This window comes from Pseudorhodobacter antarcticus (genome assembly GCF_900110135.1).
Lineage (GTDB): Bacteria > Pseudomonadota > Alphaproteobacteria > Rhodobacterales > Rhodobacteraceae > Pseudorhodobacter > Pseudorhodobacter antarcticus.
Genome location: NZ_FOCO01000054.1, coordinates 1 through 16,802 on the forward strand (window position 1 = coordinate 1; position 16,802 = coordinate 16,802).

13 protein-coding genes and 2 pseudogenes are annotated in these 16,802 nt (G+C 55.4%); 3 read left to right on the forward strand and 12 right to left on the reverse strand.

The window, feature by feature from the left end:
• On the forward strand, nt 1-289 hold a 289-nt coding region (locus BMY36_RS16940; RefSeq protein ID WP_175469325.1), incomplete at its 5' end, for an ATP-binding protein.
• A 215-nt stretch (nt 290-504) separates the two neighbouring features.
• A pseudogene (locus BMY36_RS20610) lies at nt 505-697 on the forward strand (IS5/IS1182 family transposase); the annotation flags it as partial.
• A gap of 676 nt (nt 698-1,373) precedes the next feature.
• Here the strand turns inward: BMY36_RS20610 and BMY36_RS16950 are convergent.
• From BMY36_RS16950 to BMY36_RS17005, 12 genes and pseudogenes are all read right to left on the reverse strand, one after another.
• A complete protein-coding gene (locus BMY36_RS16950; protein WP_050520685.1) occupies nt 1,374-2,285 on the reverse strand; it encodes a glycoside hydrolase family 26 protein in 912 nt (303 codons plus the stop codon).
• A complete protein-coding gene (locus tag BMY36_RS16955) occupies nt 2,282-4,120 on the reverse strand; it encodes a glycosyltransferase family 2 protein (RefSeq protein ID WP_050520684.1) in 1,839 nt (612 codons plus the stop codon). Before BMY36_RS16955 ends, BMY36_RS16950 begins: the two co-directional genes overlap by 4 nt.
• Nucleotides 4,113-5,114, reverse strand: a complete 1,002-nt coding sequence (gene galE, locus BMY36_RS16960; protein WP_050520683.1) for a UDP-glucose 4-epimerase GalE — start codon at nt 5,112-5,114, stop codon at nt 4,113-4,115. Before galE ends, BMY36_RS16955 begins: the two co-directional genes overlap by 8 nt.
• Nucleotides 5,111-6,067 carry a UDP-glucuronic acid decarboxylase family protein gene (locus BMY36_RS16965; RefSeq protein WP_050520686.1) on the reverse strand — a complete coding sequence of 319 codons (957 nt, stop codon included), beginning with the start codon at nt 6,065-6,067 and terminating at the stop codon, nt 5,111-5,113. Before BMY36_RS16965 ends, galE begins: the two co-directional genes overlap by 4 nt.
• 266 nt (nt 6,068-6,333) lie before the next feature.
• Entirely contained in the window at nt 6,334-6,831 is a 498-nt protein-coding gene (locus BMY36_RS16970) for a hypothetical protein (RefSeq protein WP_050520682.1), read from the reverse strand.
• Nucleotides 6,831-7,550, reverse strand: a complete 720-nt coding sequence (locus BMY36_RS20615; protein ID WP_050520681.1) for a helix-turn-helix transcriptional regulator — start codon at nt 7,548-7,550, stop codon at nt 6,831-6,833. The genes BMY36_RS16970 and BMY36_RS20615 overlap by 1 nt, the downstream gene beginning before the upstream one ends.
• A gap of 359 nt (nt 7,551-7,909) precedes the next feature.
• Entirely contained in the window at nt 7,910-9,250 is a 1,341-nt protein-coding gene (locus BMY36_RS16980; protein WP_050520680.1) for an HlyD family type I secretion periplasmic adaptor subunit, read from the reverse strand.
• Nucleotides 9,247-11,238, reverse strand: a complete 1,992-nt coding sequence (locus BMY36_RS16985; RefSeq protein WP_082224921.1) for a type I secretion system permease/ATPase — start codon at nt 11,236-11,238, stop codon at nt 9,247-9,249. The genes BMY36_RS16980 and BMY36_RS16985 overlap by 4 nt, the downstream gene beginning before the upstream one ends.
• Nucleotides 11,239-11,252: 14 nt before the next feature.
• On the reverse strand, nt 11,253-13,286 hold the full coding sequence (locus BMY36_RS16990; protein ID WP_074818953.1) for a hypothetical protein: 2,034 nt from the start codon (nt 13,284-13,286) through the stop codon (nt 11,253-11,255).
• A 141-nt stretch (nt 13,287-13,427) separates the two neighbouring features.
• The gene (locus tag BMY36_RS20830; protein WP_050520678.1) at nt 13,428-15,173 is read right to left on the reverse strand and encodes a hypothetical protein; all 1,746 of its coding nucleotides are present in this window, start codon (nt 15,171-15,173) and stop codon (nt 13,428-13,430) included.
• Nucleotides 15,174-15,659: 486 nt separating this feature from the next.
• Nucleotides 15,660-16,011: pseudogene (locus BMY36_RS17000) on the reverse strand (integrase core domain-containing protein); the annotation flags it as partial.
• Between the two features lie 68 nt (nt 16,012-16,079).
• On the reverse strand, nt 16,080-16,430 hold the full coding sequence (locus BMY36_RS17005; protein WP_074818956.1) for a transposase: 351 nt from the start codon (nt 16,428-16,430) through the stop codon (nt 16,080-16,082).
• Between the two features lie 113 nt (nt 16,431-16,543).
• On the opposite strand from BMY36_RS17005, the gene BMY36_RS17010 reads away from it, so the two are divergent.
• Nucleotides 16,544-16,802 (forward strand): transposase (locus BMY36_RS17010; protein ID WP_139194113.1); only part of this gene is annotated, 259 nt, incomplete at its 3' end.

Here is a 16,802-nt window from a genome sequence, read left to right on the forward strand (position 1 = left end):
CCTTGATGAGCTGGGATATCTGCCGTTCAGCGCATCAGGCGGGGCGCTGCTCTTCCATCTGTTGAGCAAGCTTTACGAGCGCACCAGCGTCGTGATCACCACAAACCTCAGCTTCAGCGAATGGGCCACCGTCTTCGGCGATGCCAAAATGACCACCGCTCTGCTCGACCGACTGACCCACCGCTGCCACATCTTGGAGACCGGAAACGACAGCTTCCGCTTCAAGGCAAGCTCAGCCGCTGCGGCCCGAAAAAGGAAGGAGCCCAGCATTGTCTTGACGCCAGCATAACTCGCGGAACATAACCTAAAGGTGGCTCACTTCTCGATGGAAAACCCGGCTCACATTTGCGTGGAAATTAACATGCAGAGTTTCGCGAGGAGTTGACCCAGCTTTCCGCAATGCCGTGACCCACCGATATTGATAGTTTCGCCCATGTTTCAAAGGGGTCAGTGCCAAGTAGAAAAATGGGACAATCCGAAACAAAATCCAGCCATTCCAAGGCCCGAAATAGCACCAAGTTCCACCGTGCGGATCTGGGTCGCGCACTTCTTTGGCGCGCAGACCGACGATAAGGGCGGCACCCTAGTGCGCGCGATTGGCTTGATGCGGGCCAAGGCAAAGATTGGTATAACAACCCTCGCCTTCAACATGCGCCACCTCTGCCACTTGGGTCGCCTCAATCCACACCCAGCCTGAAACACGGTCGACCGCAGACATAGATCCGCCTGCACAGCGCGAACACGGCCCTTGTCAGCAGGTCCGCGAGGCGAATTGGGCAGCAGATCACAAAACCCTGAAAAACAATCGGTCAGCTGAAGGTCGATAACTTGTTTTGGGCGGAACATTCTTTGCCATTGCCACGAAAACAAATTAAAATTTAGCTGACCAACAAACAAACCATCTGCGCAGGGGGGAAAACAACCTTTAGCGGCTGTAACACCGCGATTTCCGGCCAAAGCCAGCAGGTGAACACACATAACTGCCCGACCCCGTTGACGCGACCGTTATCACATCGCTGTCTGGATTATGGGCGAAGGCCACATTGGACCCAAACATCAAGCCCACAATCGCTAGCGTAGACAGGGCGCGGCTTTTCACTCGGCCAAATGACCGTTCAAAACGATTTTGCAAGTCTGCTCTCCTCATGGCGGGGGCGCATTTGAACAATCGCCCCTCGTTGACCGTGTCCTATTTGCGTTTACAAACCCTTTCGGGTCAACACACACTGGCAAGAACATGCGGACTGTTGCCGGCGCGTTTACACGCCGAACATAAAAAAACGCGCCCAATAAGCGATATTGGGCGCGTTATCATATATTTGGGTCACAAGCGGTTTTCCGCTAAAATCCTAACTTATCCCGCGCAAACGCGATCAATTCAGAACATTGGCAACGCGCCGCCAGTTCGGAAGACCGAATCCATTGGGCCAAGGATAAACCTCCTGCTGGTTAAAATAGTTGATGGAGGTTAATTTCGGATAGTTTTGTGCCGTGTCGCGCACCGCTGCATTCCACGCGCCAACATGCGCGGAATCGCCAATATAACCCAGTTCCGCAATCACAATCGGCTTGTTGAATTGCAAGGCCCGCGCATATCTCGGCCCAAAAATATCATCAAAACTTTGGGCGCGGCCCATAATCGCCTCCTCCCACGGTTGAAGGCTGAACACCGTCAGGCCGACCACATCGACATAGTCATCGCCGGGGTAATAGCTGGCCATGCTGTCATTGCCCAATGGCGACCACATAAATTTGGCTTTTGGTGCTGCCAGCCGACAAATCTTGATCATTTTTTGATAGGCCGCGACATAAGTTTGCGGTGCCCACCCTGACCAGATAAATTGCCCACTGGCATCATCCATTTCTTGCGCCCAACGAATGGTCATCGGCACATCGACGGTCGCCAGTGCTGCACAGACAGTGCGCATCGTGTCATCATAACTGCCATCTGCAATGCCTTTTTGCAGCACCTTTGCGCTGTTGCGTTCATCGCGCGACCATGTCCACGGCTCAATCGTCACCAACAGGTTGCGACCACGGGCTTTGGTATACACCTCCGCCTCCGCCAAACTTGGTAAAAACACATCCTCCCACGGCATGAACAAATGTTCAGTCGCAACTCCCGACACGTCGGAATAATCGCCAAACGGGTCATAAACGCCAAAAGGCAAGTCGCCGGGTGGCAAGGATTGCGCATCAATCTGGCTGGTAGCAACGGCAGCGATTGCCACCCCTGCAAATGCAAGCGCTGCGAAGTGTGATGATCTGAACGAAGTATATTTCATTTTACATGCCTTTCAAAACGATAGTCGGAAAGAAGCTCGGCAAACCACTTGGCGTTGTACACAACATGCACCGCGCCCGGCCCCCCCTGCCCCGCGCCCGCAACAATGGATTGCGCGCGGGTCAACTGCACATCGCCCTTGGTCGCCGCCAGCGCCACCATCGCCCCTTTGCCATGGTCAAACGCACCAAACACAATCATCGCAACCAGCCCCAACACACAGGCCCCTTGCGCCGCAAATTGGCCGGGCCACTGCAACATGCCAATTCTGTTTTCCCGCGCATGACAGGTGATGATGATCGCAAAAACACTGCAATACAGGGCGGCATTGATCAGCGCGAAAACGTAAAATCCCGCACTATTTGCCACATCTTGCACCAGCAAAACCGGCAACAGCGACAAAACCGCCAACATGAGGTAAGGCAGCACCACCTGCCACGGCACCAACGCCGCCGCGCGGTCCCCTTTTGGTGTTACCCGAAAGTCCACAAAACCGCCGCGCATCCGGTCCACCACTGCCATCGTGCAACCCAGCAGCACCCAAGGCCATTGCACCGCGGCAAAAACCGCCTTTTCCCAGCCCAAAACCTTGGCGTCTTTGGGGCGGAAAAATCCATCCGCCCGCAGCGCATATGCCAACGAGATCAGCACCAAAACTGATGGCAGCATGTGCCCCAAAAACGCTGGGAATGTGACATCGGCAAAGCGCATATCAAACACCAGCGCCGCAATCGGCATCGCAAACATCACCGCCATGAACACCGCAAAAATCGGATACCAAAGCTGCGAGAACACGAATTGGAATTTTTGCCGCCCTTGCAAGCGGCCAAAATAACGCGGCGTGTGGCGCAACAAAATCGTCACTAAGCTGCGCGACCACTGAAATTCCTGTGTCACCAGATCGGTAATCGTGGCGGGGCCTTGGCCAATCGCAATCGCATTCATAGCATGCACCCCGCGCCATCCGCCTGCATTCAGGATCATCGATGTCGAATGATCTTCGGCCAGATCAGGGCCAAGCCCACCAACCGCCGCCAACGCCTTTGTGCGCACGGCGTAATGCGATCCAATGCACATCGGGGCCCAGCCGTTGCTGTATCCCGCCTGCAAAATGCCATGAAACATCGCCTCGGCATGCAGGCGGGTGCGCGCGGCCCAACTTTGCTGCGCATTGGCCGAACAAATGCTGGGCGCACTGACATATCCCACGCGCGGATCGGCAAAGGGCAGCAGCATTTGCCGCAAATACCCAGCCTGCGGCACATGATCGGCATCCAACTGCACCACAATATCATAGGCGTCATAGCCATAATGGTCATAGAAATAGGCAAGGTTGCCCTCTTTGCAGCGGGTGCGGCGCGGCCATGTTTGCTGATGATACGCCTCCACCCCCTTGCGGGTGGAAATCCGCACACCATTCGCATCACACCAGGCCCGCGTCAGGGGCTGCGGGTCTTCATCCGCCAACCAAGTGTCATGCGGCACATCTTGTTCCAACATGGCGCGCAAGGTCTGGGCCACCATATCAAACGGCTCGCCGGGGGCTTTGGTCACCACCATCGCAAATCGACCCTGCAATGGCGCAAAGGGGCGATCAACCGCCTGTCTGGCGCGCAAAAACATCACCAGAAAATAGGCTTGCAGAAAGAAAATCCAAAACAGGCAGGCCGATACTAAAACATATCGGTCCAAGGCCAAAACATGCACAGGCTGCAACCACCATGCCCAGAAAAACGCCGCCGCCACCAACCACAGCACCGCCAAACCGCGATACCGCAAGGTGCTGCGGCGCGTTAAAATCGGGGCCAAGAACGGGGATACGGGCATGTTAGGCATGATTTGCCCCCTCGCGCACCAACCCAAAACTGCGGGCGGCATCTGTTAGCATCGTTTGCAAATCCGACCGCTGCGGGTTGAACCGCAAAACGATTTTGGCCAGCGTTGCATCCGCAACCAAAGCCGGCGGATCACCCACCCGGCGTGGCGCTGCGTGCCAAGGCACGGTCTGTCCCGTGACACCTTCCACCGCGCGAATAACCTCTCGGGTTGAATGTCCCCGCCCGGTGCCAAGGTTGGCGACCAATGAAATCGCGCCCTTTGCCAAATGATCCAGCGCGGCCAGATGTCCCTGCACCAAATCGCTCACATGCACATAATCGCGCACGCAGGTGCCATCGGGCGTGTCGAAATCCACCCCAAACAACTGCAACGCAGGCCCCCGCCCCGTGGCCGCAAACAAGGTCAGCGGCAACAGATGGGTTTCGGGATCATGGTTTTCACGCAGAACGCCGCTTGGGTCCGCCCCGCCCACATTGAAATAACGCAAAATGGCAAAAGACATCCCAATCTGGGGCGCGATGTCGCGCAACATTTGCTCACACATCAGTTTGGTGTGGCCATAAGGATTGATCGGACGCTGCGGCGCAGTCTCTGCCACAGGCAGGCTGGCCGGTATCCCATACGTCGCGCAACTGCTGGACAACACAAACTGCCGCACCCCTGCACGACGGCAGGCCGTCAACAACGACAGCATGCCACCCACATTGTTTTCATAGTATTTGGCCGGATCAGAAACTGATTCACCCACATAGGCCGACGCAGCAAAATGCAAAACCTTGCGGATATTGTGGCGCACAAACATCTCGGTCAGTACCTCCGTCTCGCGCAAATCAATGCGTTCCAGCGGCCCCCAACGCACAGCATCGGCCCGCCCGGTGGTCAAATTATCCACCACAATCGGCGCGTCCCCCCGCGCGGCAAGCGCATAACAAGCATGGCTGCCAATATAGCCAGCACCGCCCGTTACGCAGATTTGCGGGCCCGGTGTCATTCCGCCACCATCAGCGGTTGTGCTGCTTGCGCGAAATACGGGATCGTGGTGCCAAGCCCCTCGGCCAGCGACACTTTCGGTGTCCAGCCCAAAACGCGGCGGGCCTGCGTTATATCGGGCTTGCGCTGTTTTGGGTCATCCACAGGCAACGAAATGTGGCGAATGACCGACCGCGACCCAATCGTGCTGCGCACCGACCGCGCCAGCTCATTCATCGTAAATTCAACCGGGTTCCCGAGGTTGATCGGGTAACATATCGAATCCGGCGCAGCCATTAGCGCAATCAACCCCGCGATTAAGTCACTAATATAGCAAAATGACCGCGTTTGCGTGCCGTCGCCGTAAACCGTAATGTCCTGGTCCGACAGTGCTTGCACCACGAAATTGGAAATCACACGCCCATCCGTGGGGCACATGCCGGGACCATAGGTGTTGAAAATCCGCGCAATCCGGGTCCGCACCCCATGGCTTTCGTGAAAATCATGGAACAAAGTTTCGGCCGCCCGCTTGCCTTCATCATAGCACGACCGCGGGCCCACCGTGTTGACGTTGCCATGATAGCTTTCCACCTGCGGGCTGATCAACGGATCCCCATAAACCTCGGACGTCGAAGATTGCAAAATGCTGGCATCCTGCATCCCCGCCAGTTCCAGCAGGTTGATCGCGCCCAAAACGTTCGTCTTGAAGGTATGAACCGGATCGGCCTGATATTTTTTCGGCGATGCCGCGCAGGCCAGATTATAAATCTGGTCAATCCGCCCCAGTTCGGGGATTGGCAAAATCACATCATGCAGGACAAATTGAAACTGCGGATGGCCCAGCAAATGGCGGATATTCACCATGCGGCCAGTCAAAAGATTGTCCAAACAAATCACGCTGTGCCCATCCACAATCAACTGGGCACATAAATGTCCACCTACAAAACCAGCCCCACCCGTAACCAAAATACGCATACGGTGCGGCACGCCACCGGCCGTTTTGGATACAGCGGTTTTTACAGAAAAATCTTGACCAGCACGCATAGCTTCCACCCCCAGGAAAAGAAGCCTTGTTATTCAAATATTAGAGACACCTTTATTTTCTCCGTCAAAACTCGGATAGATTGCTTGGCAGCATTTTTCAGGTGGCCTTATTGAATATAAGGCTTAAAAACATTATGAACGATGAAATAAAGTTAAAATTCAAAGACCCAATTGGGTAGCTAGTAAAAAGAGCTAGACTAATTGGGGTATCCAGAATCTGCGACCAATCGCCAGATGTCTTGGTTTATCAGGCTCAGCTCTGAAATAGCCGCCTCAATGTCATTGACAGCAGCTTGATCAAGTAAATTTGTCTGCCCAATCATCAACTTATCTTTGCGGTCAGAGATGCGCATCAAAATGCTACGCGCTGCACCGTCCTCTGGATCAAAAGCATAGATACAGTGATTATATCGATTGCGCAGAACGGCTTGCTTTTGGATCCGCGCGGTTAGGGACAAAATGGTCGCCCGCTCCGCTGGTATTGCCTTTTCCAACTTTGATAACCGCTCCACCAAGTCAATCCGCGCACGGGTGGTGTTCAACGTCAGAAAAATAACTGTAGCGATTTCCTTATCGGTGCCAGACAACCCTGCAATCACATGGATAAGCAAACTTTCCGTATTGGTCCACGCATAGTTCAACTTACCGATAAGCAACAGGAATGTCTCAAATCCTGGTGCCGCTCCCGTTTTCATCAATCAGCCCGGCCATTCGTTTTTGACGTATCGGCCAGGTATAAAACTGCGGCCTCTGTCCGGTTGTTGACACCTAATTTTGAAATAACATTGTGAATGTGCAATTTCACAGTATGCTCTGACAAATCAAGCTCCGCCGCAATAATCTTATTCTGCTTGCCTTTCGAAACTGATAGCAGCACTTGTTTTTCGCGACCCGTCAATGCGGGCAGATTGGTGGCATGTTTGGCATTTGGCAGTGCCTCAATCGTTTCGGCCGATGCCTCAGCTCTCTGCGGACCGTCAAACAGCTCATAAGGGATATAACGTTCACCGCAAATCAACAGCCTTAACAATGACACCCAATGATCGATCTCCAGCCGCATTGGCAAAATACCAACGCGCGCCAACATCGGGTTTTCCCCCACTTTCCGCAAGAAATTATGGGCCACCGTAGGCTTGCGATAGGCCAGCGCTATCCGCGCCGTTCCAAAGCGATCAAACACAGCTTCAACTTGGCCTATCAATTGTTCTGATTGGCCTTCATCAACCACAATAATGCGGCAGCGTTCTACTTGCTCAACCGGGACGTCAAAAAGCGCCTCAATCGTTGAAATTCGAATGAAGTTAAGATAGCTGAACTCAATGGATGTGTGGCGCAAAATGTTGTCAGAAAAAGCAAACGCATCACCAACAAAAATGCCAATCTCGCCGCCGCGTTCTTTATTAATTTGAGTCATAATAAATCTCAGAACCTCTCTAGACGTCACCAAGCAGGTAATGCTACGCGAAAACAGGCCCAGCAACACAATCGTTACTTGAATTCAGATGTTGATTTTGTGTGTGTGGAACCCAAAAAAATAACTACCGAACAGTCACCCAGTAAGGTACAGCTTTGACAAGGGTCCTAAAGACACCAATGGAGCGACCAATTAAGGGCTTTACCTCATGTATATATCTTAACACAAAATTATGATTTTGTAAGCAATCTCGGCAAAAAATCGCCAAAATTTCCGTAAAACAGCTGAACTGGGACAATTCGAATGGTTAGGCTTGCTAAATCATTAAGATGTTTGCGCAATCATCTCCACCTAAACAGCTATTGTTCCCGAAAGGCGCGAATCATGCTGTCATAGATAGGCTTCATCAAATATTGCGCAAAGGTCCGTGATTGGGTTTGAATCATAATCTGCACTGGCATGCCGGGTGTCGGCGAAAACCCGCGGACACGGTCAAGCTCTTGTGGCGGCACGGACACCCGTGCCACATAAATCTCGCGGGGCATCTCTTGTGATTTATCAACAATCGCATCTGCTGAGACATAGAAAACCACGCCTTGCAAAATCGGCGTGGTCCGCTGGTTCAGGGCCGTCAGGCGCACCGTCGCCGCCTGCCCCTTACGCACCACATCAATATCAGTCCGTGGGATCTGCACCTCAATGATCAACGGCTCACCGGATGGCAGGATTTCGGCAATCGCCTTGCCCGCCTCCACCACACCGCCCGCCGTATGGTAATATTGGCGCACCATCGTGCCGCTGACCGGGGCCAGCACATGCGACCGTTTCAGCACGTTTTCCGCCTTGCGCGCTTTTTCCCGCACGCCTTCCAGCTCCGATTGCACCGCTTGCAATTCGTCCAACTGCTTGGATTGCCGTTCGCTGATGGTCTGTGCAATTTGTCCGTCATAGCGTTTTTTGACCGAGGTGATTTCATCAACCTCCGCAATCAATCGCCCCGTCTGCCCGTCCGCATCGGCCATGGCCCGGCGGATCACATTCAGCTCTGATTTGCGGATCAACCCGGACGCAAGCAAGGTGCTTTTACTGTCAAACTCCTCTTGCAAAATGGCGCGTTGCAACCGTGAGGCTTTCAGCAATTGTTCATAGCCGACGGCGCGCACGCTTAACGCCTCGATGCTTTGGGTCAAAAGATTAAGGTCATTGCGCAACTGCAAGGTTGCCGCGTTAAAAATTATCTCTTGCGCGTCCAGCATCGACGCCACCTCAAAGTCCGCGCGTAAAATCTCCAGTTCTGGCGGAAACTGCAGGGCATCGGCCCTGTCATGCTCCGCCAGAATCCGGGTTTCCATCGCTTCCAGCCGCACGCGGCGCAAAAACAACTCGCGTTCATTTGCAAGGGCAGTGGTTTCGTCCAGCAGCATGATCGGCTGCCCGGCCTCTACATAGTCCCCTTCATTCACCAAGATTTCCTTGATGATGCCACCTTCAAGGTGCTGCACAATTTTGTTGCGCCCGGTGGCCACAAAACTGCCTTGCGAAATTACGGCAGCGGCAAGCGGCGCCATGAACGCCCAAGCCCCGAACCCGCCGAACGAGACCAGCATCAAGATCAGGCCGAATGTCACAAACCGACCAACCGACCGGGGCACCTCGGCGTACCATTCGGCGGGCGGTGCATAAGGTACAATATTGCTCATGTCGCAATCCCTCCTGCTGGGGCGGGCCCACGCAAATTGGGCTGTTTGTTACGCTCTGCCAGCTGTTGCAAAACCTGTTGGCGCATCCCAAACAGCGCGATATTGCCATCTGCCAACAGCATGATTTTATCAACCACGCCCAACAGCGACGGCTTTTGGGTAATCACCACAACGGTAATCCCGTTTTCCCCCGCGTGTTTGATCGCCGTCGCCAGCGCACGGTCCCCGGTGGTATCAAGGTTGGAATTGGGTTCATCCAGCACCAAGAACCGTGGGTTGCCGAAGAACGCCCGCGCCAACCCGATGCGTTGTTTTTGTCCCCCCGACAGCGGCGCACCATCGGCGGCCACCATGGTTTCATAGCCATGCGGCATCAGCGCAATCATCTCATGCACATCGGCCAGCATGGCCGCGCGGTGAATATCGGCGTCACTGGCGTCCATCCGCATCCGCGCAATGTTGGCTTTGATCGTGCCGGGAAACAGCTGCACATCCTGCGGTAAATAGCCGATGCTTTCGCCCAATTGCCGCACATCCCAATTGCGCAAGTCCATCAAATCCAGCCGCACATTGCCTGATGTCGGCAAGATAGACCCCACCAGCATTTTGCCCAGCGTGGTTTTGCCCGCCCCGGAATTGCCGATAATCGCCAGGCTGTCGCCGGGGTTCAGCCCAAAGGTTAACCCGTTCAGGATCACTTGCTTGGTGCCGGGCGGCACAAACAACAAACGTTCCACGTTCAAGCGGCCTTCGGGGCGCGGCAGGTGCAGCTTTTCAAACCGCTGCGCAGAATTCATCATCAAACGCGTCACCCGATCATAGGCAGCGCGCGACAGAATAAACCCGTTCCACCCTTCAATCGACCCTTCAATCGGGGCCAACGCTCGCCCCGCAATGATCGACGCCGCAATCACCATCCCCCCGGTAATCTCCCCCTCCAGCGCCAGAAAGGCCCCCCAACCCAACATCCCAATCTGCGTCATCATCCGCGCCCCGCGCGACACGGCCGCCCACATAATGTTGCGGTCCTGCGCCTTTACCTGCGCGCGCATCGACGTGGCTGTGTCGCGGCCCCACAGGGCCACCGCTTCTGGCACCATCGCCAGCGCATTGATGATCTGGCTGTTGCGCGACATGCTGTCGAGCTGCATGTTCGCCCGGCTTTGCGCCGCATTCGCCTCGGCAAACGGGCGGGCCGTGGCCTTTTGGTTCAAAAATGCGACGATCATCAGCAAGATCGCCGTGCCAACCACGATCATCCCCAAATCGGGATGCACCATGAAAATCACCACGATAAAGATGGGTGCAAACGGCACATCCAAAAAGGAAATCAGGGTGCCCGACACCAGAAAACTGCGCAACATCTGCAAGTCGCCCAGCGTTTGATATTCGCGGCCATTGTCGTGCAACGACGAATGGGCCGCCGCACTTAGCACTGGCGCGCCAAGCCGCACGGCAATTTCCACCGCTGTCCGCATCAGGATAAACCGGCGCACCGCATCAAAGATGGCCTGCAACACCACCGCAAACGCAATCACCAACGTCAGCATGATCAGCGTATCGATCGACCGGCTGGTCAAAACCCGGTCCGAGATTTGGAACAGATACAGCGGGATCGCCAACACCAGCACGTTGGTCGCAAATGTCAGCACCATCACAAACCCAAGGTTGCGCATGACCACGCGCTTGCCTGTGTGCAACTGTTCGGCAAATTGGTCCGGGGTTGCGCGCTTGTGAAACTTTGGCGGGCCGTCCTTGCTGCCTCCGCCATCCGCACCCGTCTGTGGCAGCTTGCCGTTAGGCTTTTTCAAGATCGGTCCGGTGTCCCCTTCGATCTGCGCACCGCCCAGCCCTTTGTCGGATGCCGTCATGGGCGCAGTCGCTGAAACCCTTTGATCGGCGTTAAGCTGCAACGTCTCGGCACCCTTTTTCGCCGATTTCGGGTCACGCGCGTCGTGGCTGGTCGCTGGTCCATCCATAATCGTCATCTAAAATACCTCGGTCAGGCCAGCATGCTTTGCATCACGTCTGGCGAATGTGTGGCCGGAATTGCGGTTGGGGCGATGGACATATCATCGGGCGGCGCATCCGGGCCGATCATGCCGTCCGCCAAAAACACCACCGCCTCGGCGGCCAATGCGGGCATGGCAACCCCCAGCGGGTTGGCATCCGTATCAACAAACCCCGCCTGATAAATCAAAGCATCACTGTAAACAGCGCCCCCCACAGACACCGTCGAATCCACACCAAACTGCGAAATAGAGGCAAGGTTGATAACTGCGTTGGACCCCGTGGTGACCGTAATCTCGGCCCCCGCGCCCGTCTGAAAATTATCCAGTGCCAAATGCACTTGATCGCTGTCACCCAAGATATTGGTCTGATCAACCATGTTAATCGTGGTCGCATCGCCGCTGATATACAGCACGCGCAAAATATCGATGCCTTCAAAAACACCGTCATGGGTCACGCGTTCGTCTATCCTGCCACCAACCGCCAAATCCTGCGCGGCCGTCGCGAAATTGCCCTGCATCGCCTGATAGCTGTCCAGCCCCGTGACAGAAATGGACGCCCCATTGAACAGCAGGTTATCCCCCGCCGAAAACGTGGTCGGCAACGCCCCGCCATAGGTAACATGGTCGCTGTCAATCAACACATTCAACTGGTTGATCTGGTTAATGGTAATCATATGACCACCAATAATGATCATGTCATAGCCATAGCCGATTTCCAGCAGGCTCGTGATGTTGATCACGGTGTTGTCCCCCAGCGCGATATACGTCTCGGCACTGGTAAACGCGATGTCGGCGCGGTCGTGATCGGTGACAAAACTGTATTGCTGCACATAGTTGACGTTCAATAAATCGCCATCAATCCGCGTGACCGCCCAGTTCATGGGAAACGACAACGGCCCATCCGGCCCTTGCGCCGCTGATGCCCCCTCCCCCACTGCGGGCATGGACGATTGCAACGTGATCGCGGCGGAATTATAGGTCGCGGATCCCAGCGCAGACCCAAGGCCTGTGTATTCGCCCTGCTCCACCAGCATATTGACCTGCGTGATGATGTTCAGGGAAATCACATCCCCCATCACCACAATCACGGGCGCGTCCAACCAGGCAAACGTGATGCTTGTCTGGTTCACCATCAAATTGGCACCCGCAACAACAGCATGCCCCGGCTCAGGGTCAAACAGGGTGTTTTCGCCCACCGCACCTTGCAAACCCTGAAACGGATCGGCGGCCCATTCTGGCAACGCGTCCAGCGCATCATTTGCGTCTGCTTCGGCTTTTTCCGTCTGGGCCTTGAAATAGGCGGGCATCACATCATCCAGCGTGGTCGCCTTTTCCACCACGACGCCGTTTTCAACAACGCCGCTTGCCTCTGAGCCATGCAACACGGTCACAACCGCGCCGGTAAAACCGGGGTCCGTCACCGTGCTAATTTGGTCGTGCAAGGCCACGGCATGATCATGCACAGACGCGCCCAAGGGTGGTAAAACCATGCTCAACGGCGCGCTGATCACTTGCGCAATCGCCTGATAGCCCTGCAATTGGGCCTCAAACACACTGGGGTCCACAAACACCGTCCCGGTGTCCGACAGGCGCAACAGGTCGTTGTCGCTTAGATATGCGGATTGATACGTGATGGTCACAACCGAACCGGGCGGATCCAGCGTCAGGATCGGGCGACCCTGCACCATGCTAAAGGTGAAATTATTCTCAATATCACGCGGCAACAGCTCGGCGGGTTGCCAATAATTCATGGGGCCAAGCTGCGGCACCCCCAACAAAAACGGGCCATACCAAACAGGTGCGGCCGGCGTGGCTTGGTCTGCATATTGCACCCCTGGGTTAAAATCCTCCAGTTGAAAGGGGGATTTCATCGTGGGCGATGTCTCGCGCAGGGGCCCGGTATCCGGCTCTGCCTTACGCTGTGCTGCTATCTTTTGATAGCTGTCGCGCATCCGTTCTTCTTCAATCGTGGTATGAAAAATCCCGATCATGTGCGCGACCATTTCAGTCACTTTATCTAACATTTTCGGCCCCTATCTTGTGAATAGTGTGGCCGCTCACCTCAATCGTTTTTTGTAATTTTGGTAAAAAACACAGATGGTCTTTGGTGAAAATTGAAATGCAGGGCCCAGCGTGAACCGGGCCCTGCGATATTATGGTGCGGCTTATACGCCGTCGCTGTCATCGCCGATGTAGTTGGAGCTGAACGAACCGCCCACAACCGTCATATCGACAGTGTTGCCCAGCACGTTGGCACCCTGAACGATGGTCTGGTTGAACGCCGAGGTGCTGATCTGCGATGCAGCCGAAGCGTAGGAGCTGCCATCGACATACCCATCATCCCCGTTGCCCGAACCCCAGGACCCGGCATCGCCACCGGCACCACCGGCACCCGTCATGGCATACCCGCCATCACCAGCCATACCGCCGCCCGCCTGCACGCCGCCAACTGTGGCTTGCCCACCAAAGGCATCGCCAGAATTGCCGCCCCACGCATGGCCGCCGTAGCCGGCACCACCATCACCAGCCCAGGCGTCATTGTGGCCGCCGTTGCCTTGTGCGTTATTATACGCTTCAGACATCGCATCTGCTGCCCCACCGTCACCCGACGACGCATGCCCAGATGTGCCTTCTCCAGACCCGATGCCCTGCGACGCGGCTGTGGACCCGGCGTTGCCGCCATCCCCACTTGTGCCCATCCCAGTCCCAGCACCATCAGCTTCGGCATTGGCGCCGGAGTTGCCAGCATCACCACCTTGCGCAGACCCTAGGCCCATACCCACCAGACCGCCAAGCCCAAGCCCCAACGCACCGGCATCACCTGCACCGCTGCTGTCAGCACCTGCACCAGCTGATCCAAGACCAGCACCTTGACCACCAGCACCACCCGAGGCACCGCCTTCAGCACCCGATCCTGCTTGCGATCCACCGGACCCAAGGCCAAGCGCCATGGACGCAGCATCGCCAGTTTCACCACCGGTTGCACCGGCCCCAGACGACGCATTGCCCAGCCCAAGCCCAAGCCCGATTGCACCAGCATCACCACCGGCGGCACCTGTGCCACCACCAGCTTGGCTGCCACCAGCTTCTCCGCTGTCACCGCCCATGGCATGTGCAGCGCCACCAAACCCAATGCCGCCCATTGCCGAGCCGCCATTGGCGTTTGCACCGCCGCCGCCAACACCACCAGCAGCACCCGCGCTGATACCTTCAGCAGCCGTGGCATCGCCACCAGTGGAGTTGTTGGTTTGGTTCAATGTGCCGTTGTTGGACACATGATCCAGCGAGTCATTGTCATACAGGTTGTTGGACTGCGCGTTGACGGTGGCGGAATCATTGCCCTCGCCATTCAGCGCGTCGTTCAAAATGTCCTGCAAGTTCAGATCATTGCCGGGGCTATAGTTGATGTTGCCCTGCGCCATGATGAAATCACCAGCGGTCGACCCGTTCAGGTCAATATCGGCAAAATCATCATCGGATGGCTCAAACCCGGTCAACCCAATGTCAACCATCACACCCACTTCGGTGGCCGATGTGTTGGCGTTGTGGTTGCCGTTATAGCTGTCGTTTGAGTTGGCGTTATGGTTGCCGTTTGCGTTGCCATTGGCATTTCCGTTGGCGTTGCCATTCGCATTGCCATTGGCATTACCGTTGGAATTGCCATTCGCGTTGCCATTGCCATTCCCATTGGAATTGCCGTTGCCATTACCGTTATGGTTGCCGTTTGCATTGCCATTCCAGCTCTCAGAAAACTGGGATTGCCCCTGCCCCTGATCTTGGTCCTGCCCTTGCGCTTGCGCCTGCAGCTGTGCTTGCAGTTCTGCCTGGGTCTGGGTCTGATCCTGGTTTTGGTTCTGATCGTCGTGATGGATTGGATACGCGGCGATATTGCTGGTTCTATTAATAGACATTGGTATTCTCCGATAATTGCGTTCACCGGATCGCCAGTCATTCCAAAGCGATCATTGTGAAAACGCGGTTTCATGAAAATCTTGTCTTACAAAAGGCGCACTGACTCTTACGTGGCTTACTCGTGAATTGGCAAAGATGCGCCCTAACAGGTCGTAGGCTTTCATACGCTGGCATCCTTCCTTGTGGATGGCTTCCTTGCATGGCGGCCTACATTCAGAATGGAAAGAAGCAGCGATTCCCACTAGCTGGCCATCCGATTTGATTTTATATTTTTTATGCAACCTATTGAATTTTAACTATTTATTAATTTTATAAATAAGGCAGTGACAAAAAAACGTGTCCGAATTAGCCGCAGCGAGCGTCCCAACACTAACCTTTCTGCTAGGATCAGCAGACCCATTGATCTTAACGTTGCAGCGTGATTTTGAACCTGTCCTCGATCAGACGGTAATCCCCCCATTTCTAGCGGGGTGCGTTCGTAGAACTCATGCGGCCATTTTCAGTTTCATTGCGGGTGTTATGCCGCCGATACCCATGTTGGGTCGGTCGTTGTTGTAAGTCCATAACCATTGCGTGGCGTGATCTTGGGCCTCCTCGATGCTTGCGATGATGTATTGGTCCAGCCACTCATGCCTGACGGTGCGGTTATAGCGCTCGATATAGGCGTTCTGTTGCGGCTGACCGGGTTGGATGTGCTGGATTTTAACCCCATGTTTCGCGGCCCATTTCATCCGTTGCCCGACGGGCGATGCGTGCATCGCCGAGAGGGAGCTTTTCACTGATGTATTCGGGGCCATTGTCGACCCGAATGGTGCCTGGCTTGCCACGCCATTCGATGTGGAGGAGGGTTCGGAAATCGACAGGCTGGGTCACAAGGAAGATCCGGAAGTTGCCGGCCGGGGTAATCATTGTCCCGCCCTCAGGGCGCGCAAAATCTCGACCAGATGCAGGCCTGGATAGCCCGCAGGGATCGACAGCCGCACGTCGCCCAGATGAAGATCACAGGCGATGCCGGTATTAGATTGTGCGCTGCCCGAGGGAGATTTCGCAAACCCGACCACCTCGACAATGCCGAGCCCGTCGATGGGGCGCGACTTTGCATCCCGATGATCCTTTACCCACTTCGAAACAAGGGATTCATTTGCTGCGATCTGGCGGGCAATCGAGGCAATGGTCTCGCCGGCCTCGACGCGCTCGATGATCTTTACCTTGAGTTCATCAGGCCATTTGAGGCGGCCACTCGACCCACGGGTCACCCTTACACCCCACACCTCATGACCTGCGCTTGTCTTATGGGCACCTCTATAAATTGCCCCACCGCCCACACTGCGGTATGGTGGGACAGTGAACTGGCGGTGGGGATGCGGCGATGGCGCAGATGGGTTTTTTCGATCTTTCGGACCGTTACGCGAGTCTGGATGCCAAGAAGGACCCGCTGGTCGAGATTGACACCGTCGTGCCGTGGGAGGAGTTCCGTCCCACCCTTGAGCGAGCCTGGCGCAAGCCGGATGCGGATCGCAAGTCCCGCGCGGGACGCAAGCCGATGGACGCGGTTTTGATGTTCAAGACGCTGGTTCTGAGCGCGCTCTACAACCTTTCCGACGACCAGATCGAATATCAGGTCCGCG

Coding starts and splice junctions, on each gene's coding strand:
- BMY36_RS16965 (WP_050520686.1), bottom strand. CDS start 6,067: ATGCGTATTTTGGTTACGGGTGGGGCTGGTTTTGTAGGTGGACATTTA.
- BMY36_RS16970 (WP_050520682.1), bottom strand. CDS start 6,831: ATGAAAACGGGAGCGGCACCAGGATTTGAGACATTCCTGTTGCTTATC.
- BMY36_RS16990 (WP_074818953.1), bottom strand. CDS start 13,286: ATGTTAGATAAAGTGACTGAAATGGTCGCGCACATGATCGGGATTTTT.
- BMY36_RS20830 (WP_050520678.1), bottom strand. CDS start 15,173: ATGTCTATTAATAGAACCAGCAATATCGCCGCGTATCCAATCCATCAC.
- BMY36_RS16950 (WP_050520685.1), bottom strand. CDS start 2,285: ATGAAATATACTTCGTTCAGATCATCACACTTCGCAGCGCTTGCATTT.
- BMY36_RS16985 (WP_082224921.1), bottom strand. CDS start 11,238: ATGACGATTATGGATGGACCAGCGACCAGCCACGACGCGCGTGACCCG.
- BMY36_RS16980 (WP_050520680.1), bottom strand. CDS start 9,250: ATGAGCAATATTGTACCTTATGCACCGCCCGCCGAATGGTACGCCGAG.
- BMY36_RS16955 (WP_050520684.1), bottom strand. CDS start 4,120: ATGCCTAACATGCCCGTATCCCCGTTCTTGGCCCCGATTTTAACGCGC.
- galE (WP_050520683.1), bottom strand. CDS start 5,114: ATGACACCGGGCCCGCAAATCTGCGTAACGGGCGGTGCTGGCTATATT.
- BMY36_RS20615 (WP_050520681.1), bottom strand. CDS start 7,550: ATGACTCAAATTAATAAAGAACGCGGCGGCGAGATTGGCATTTTTGTT.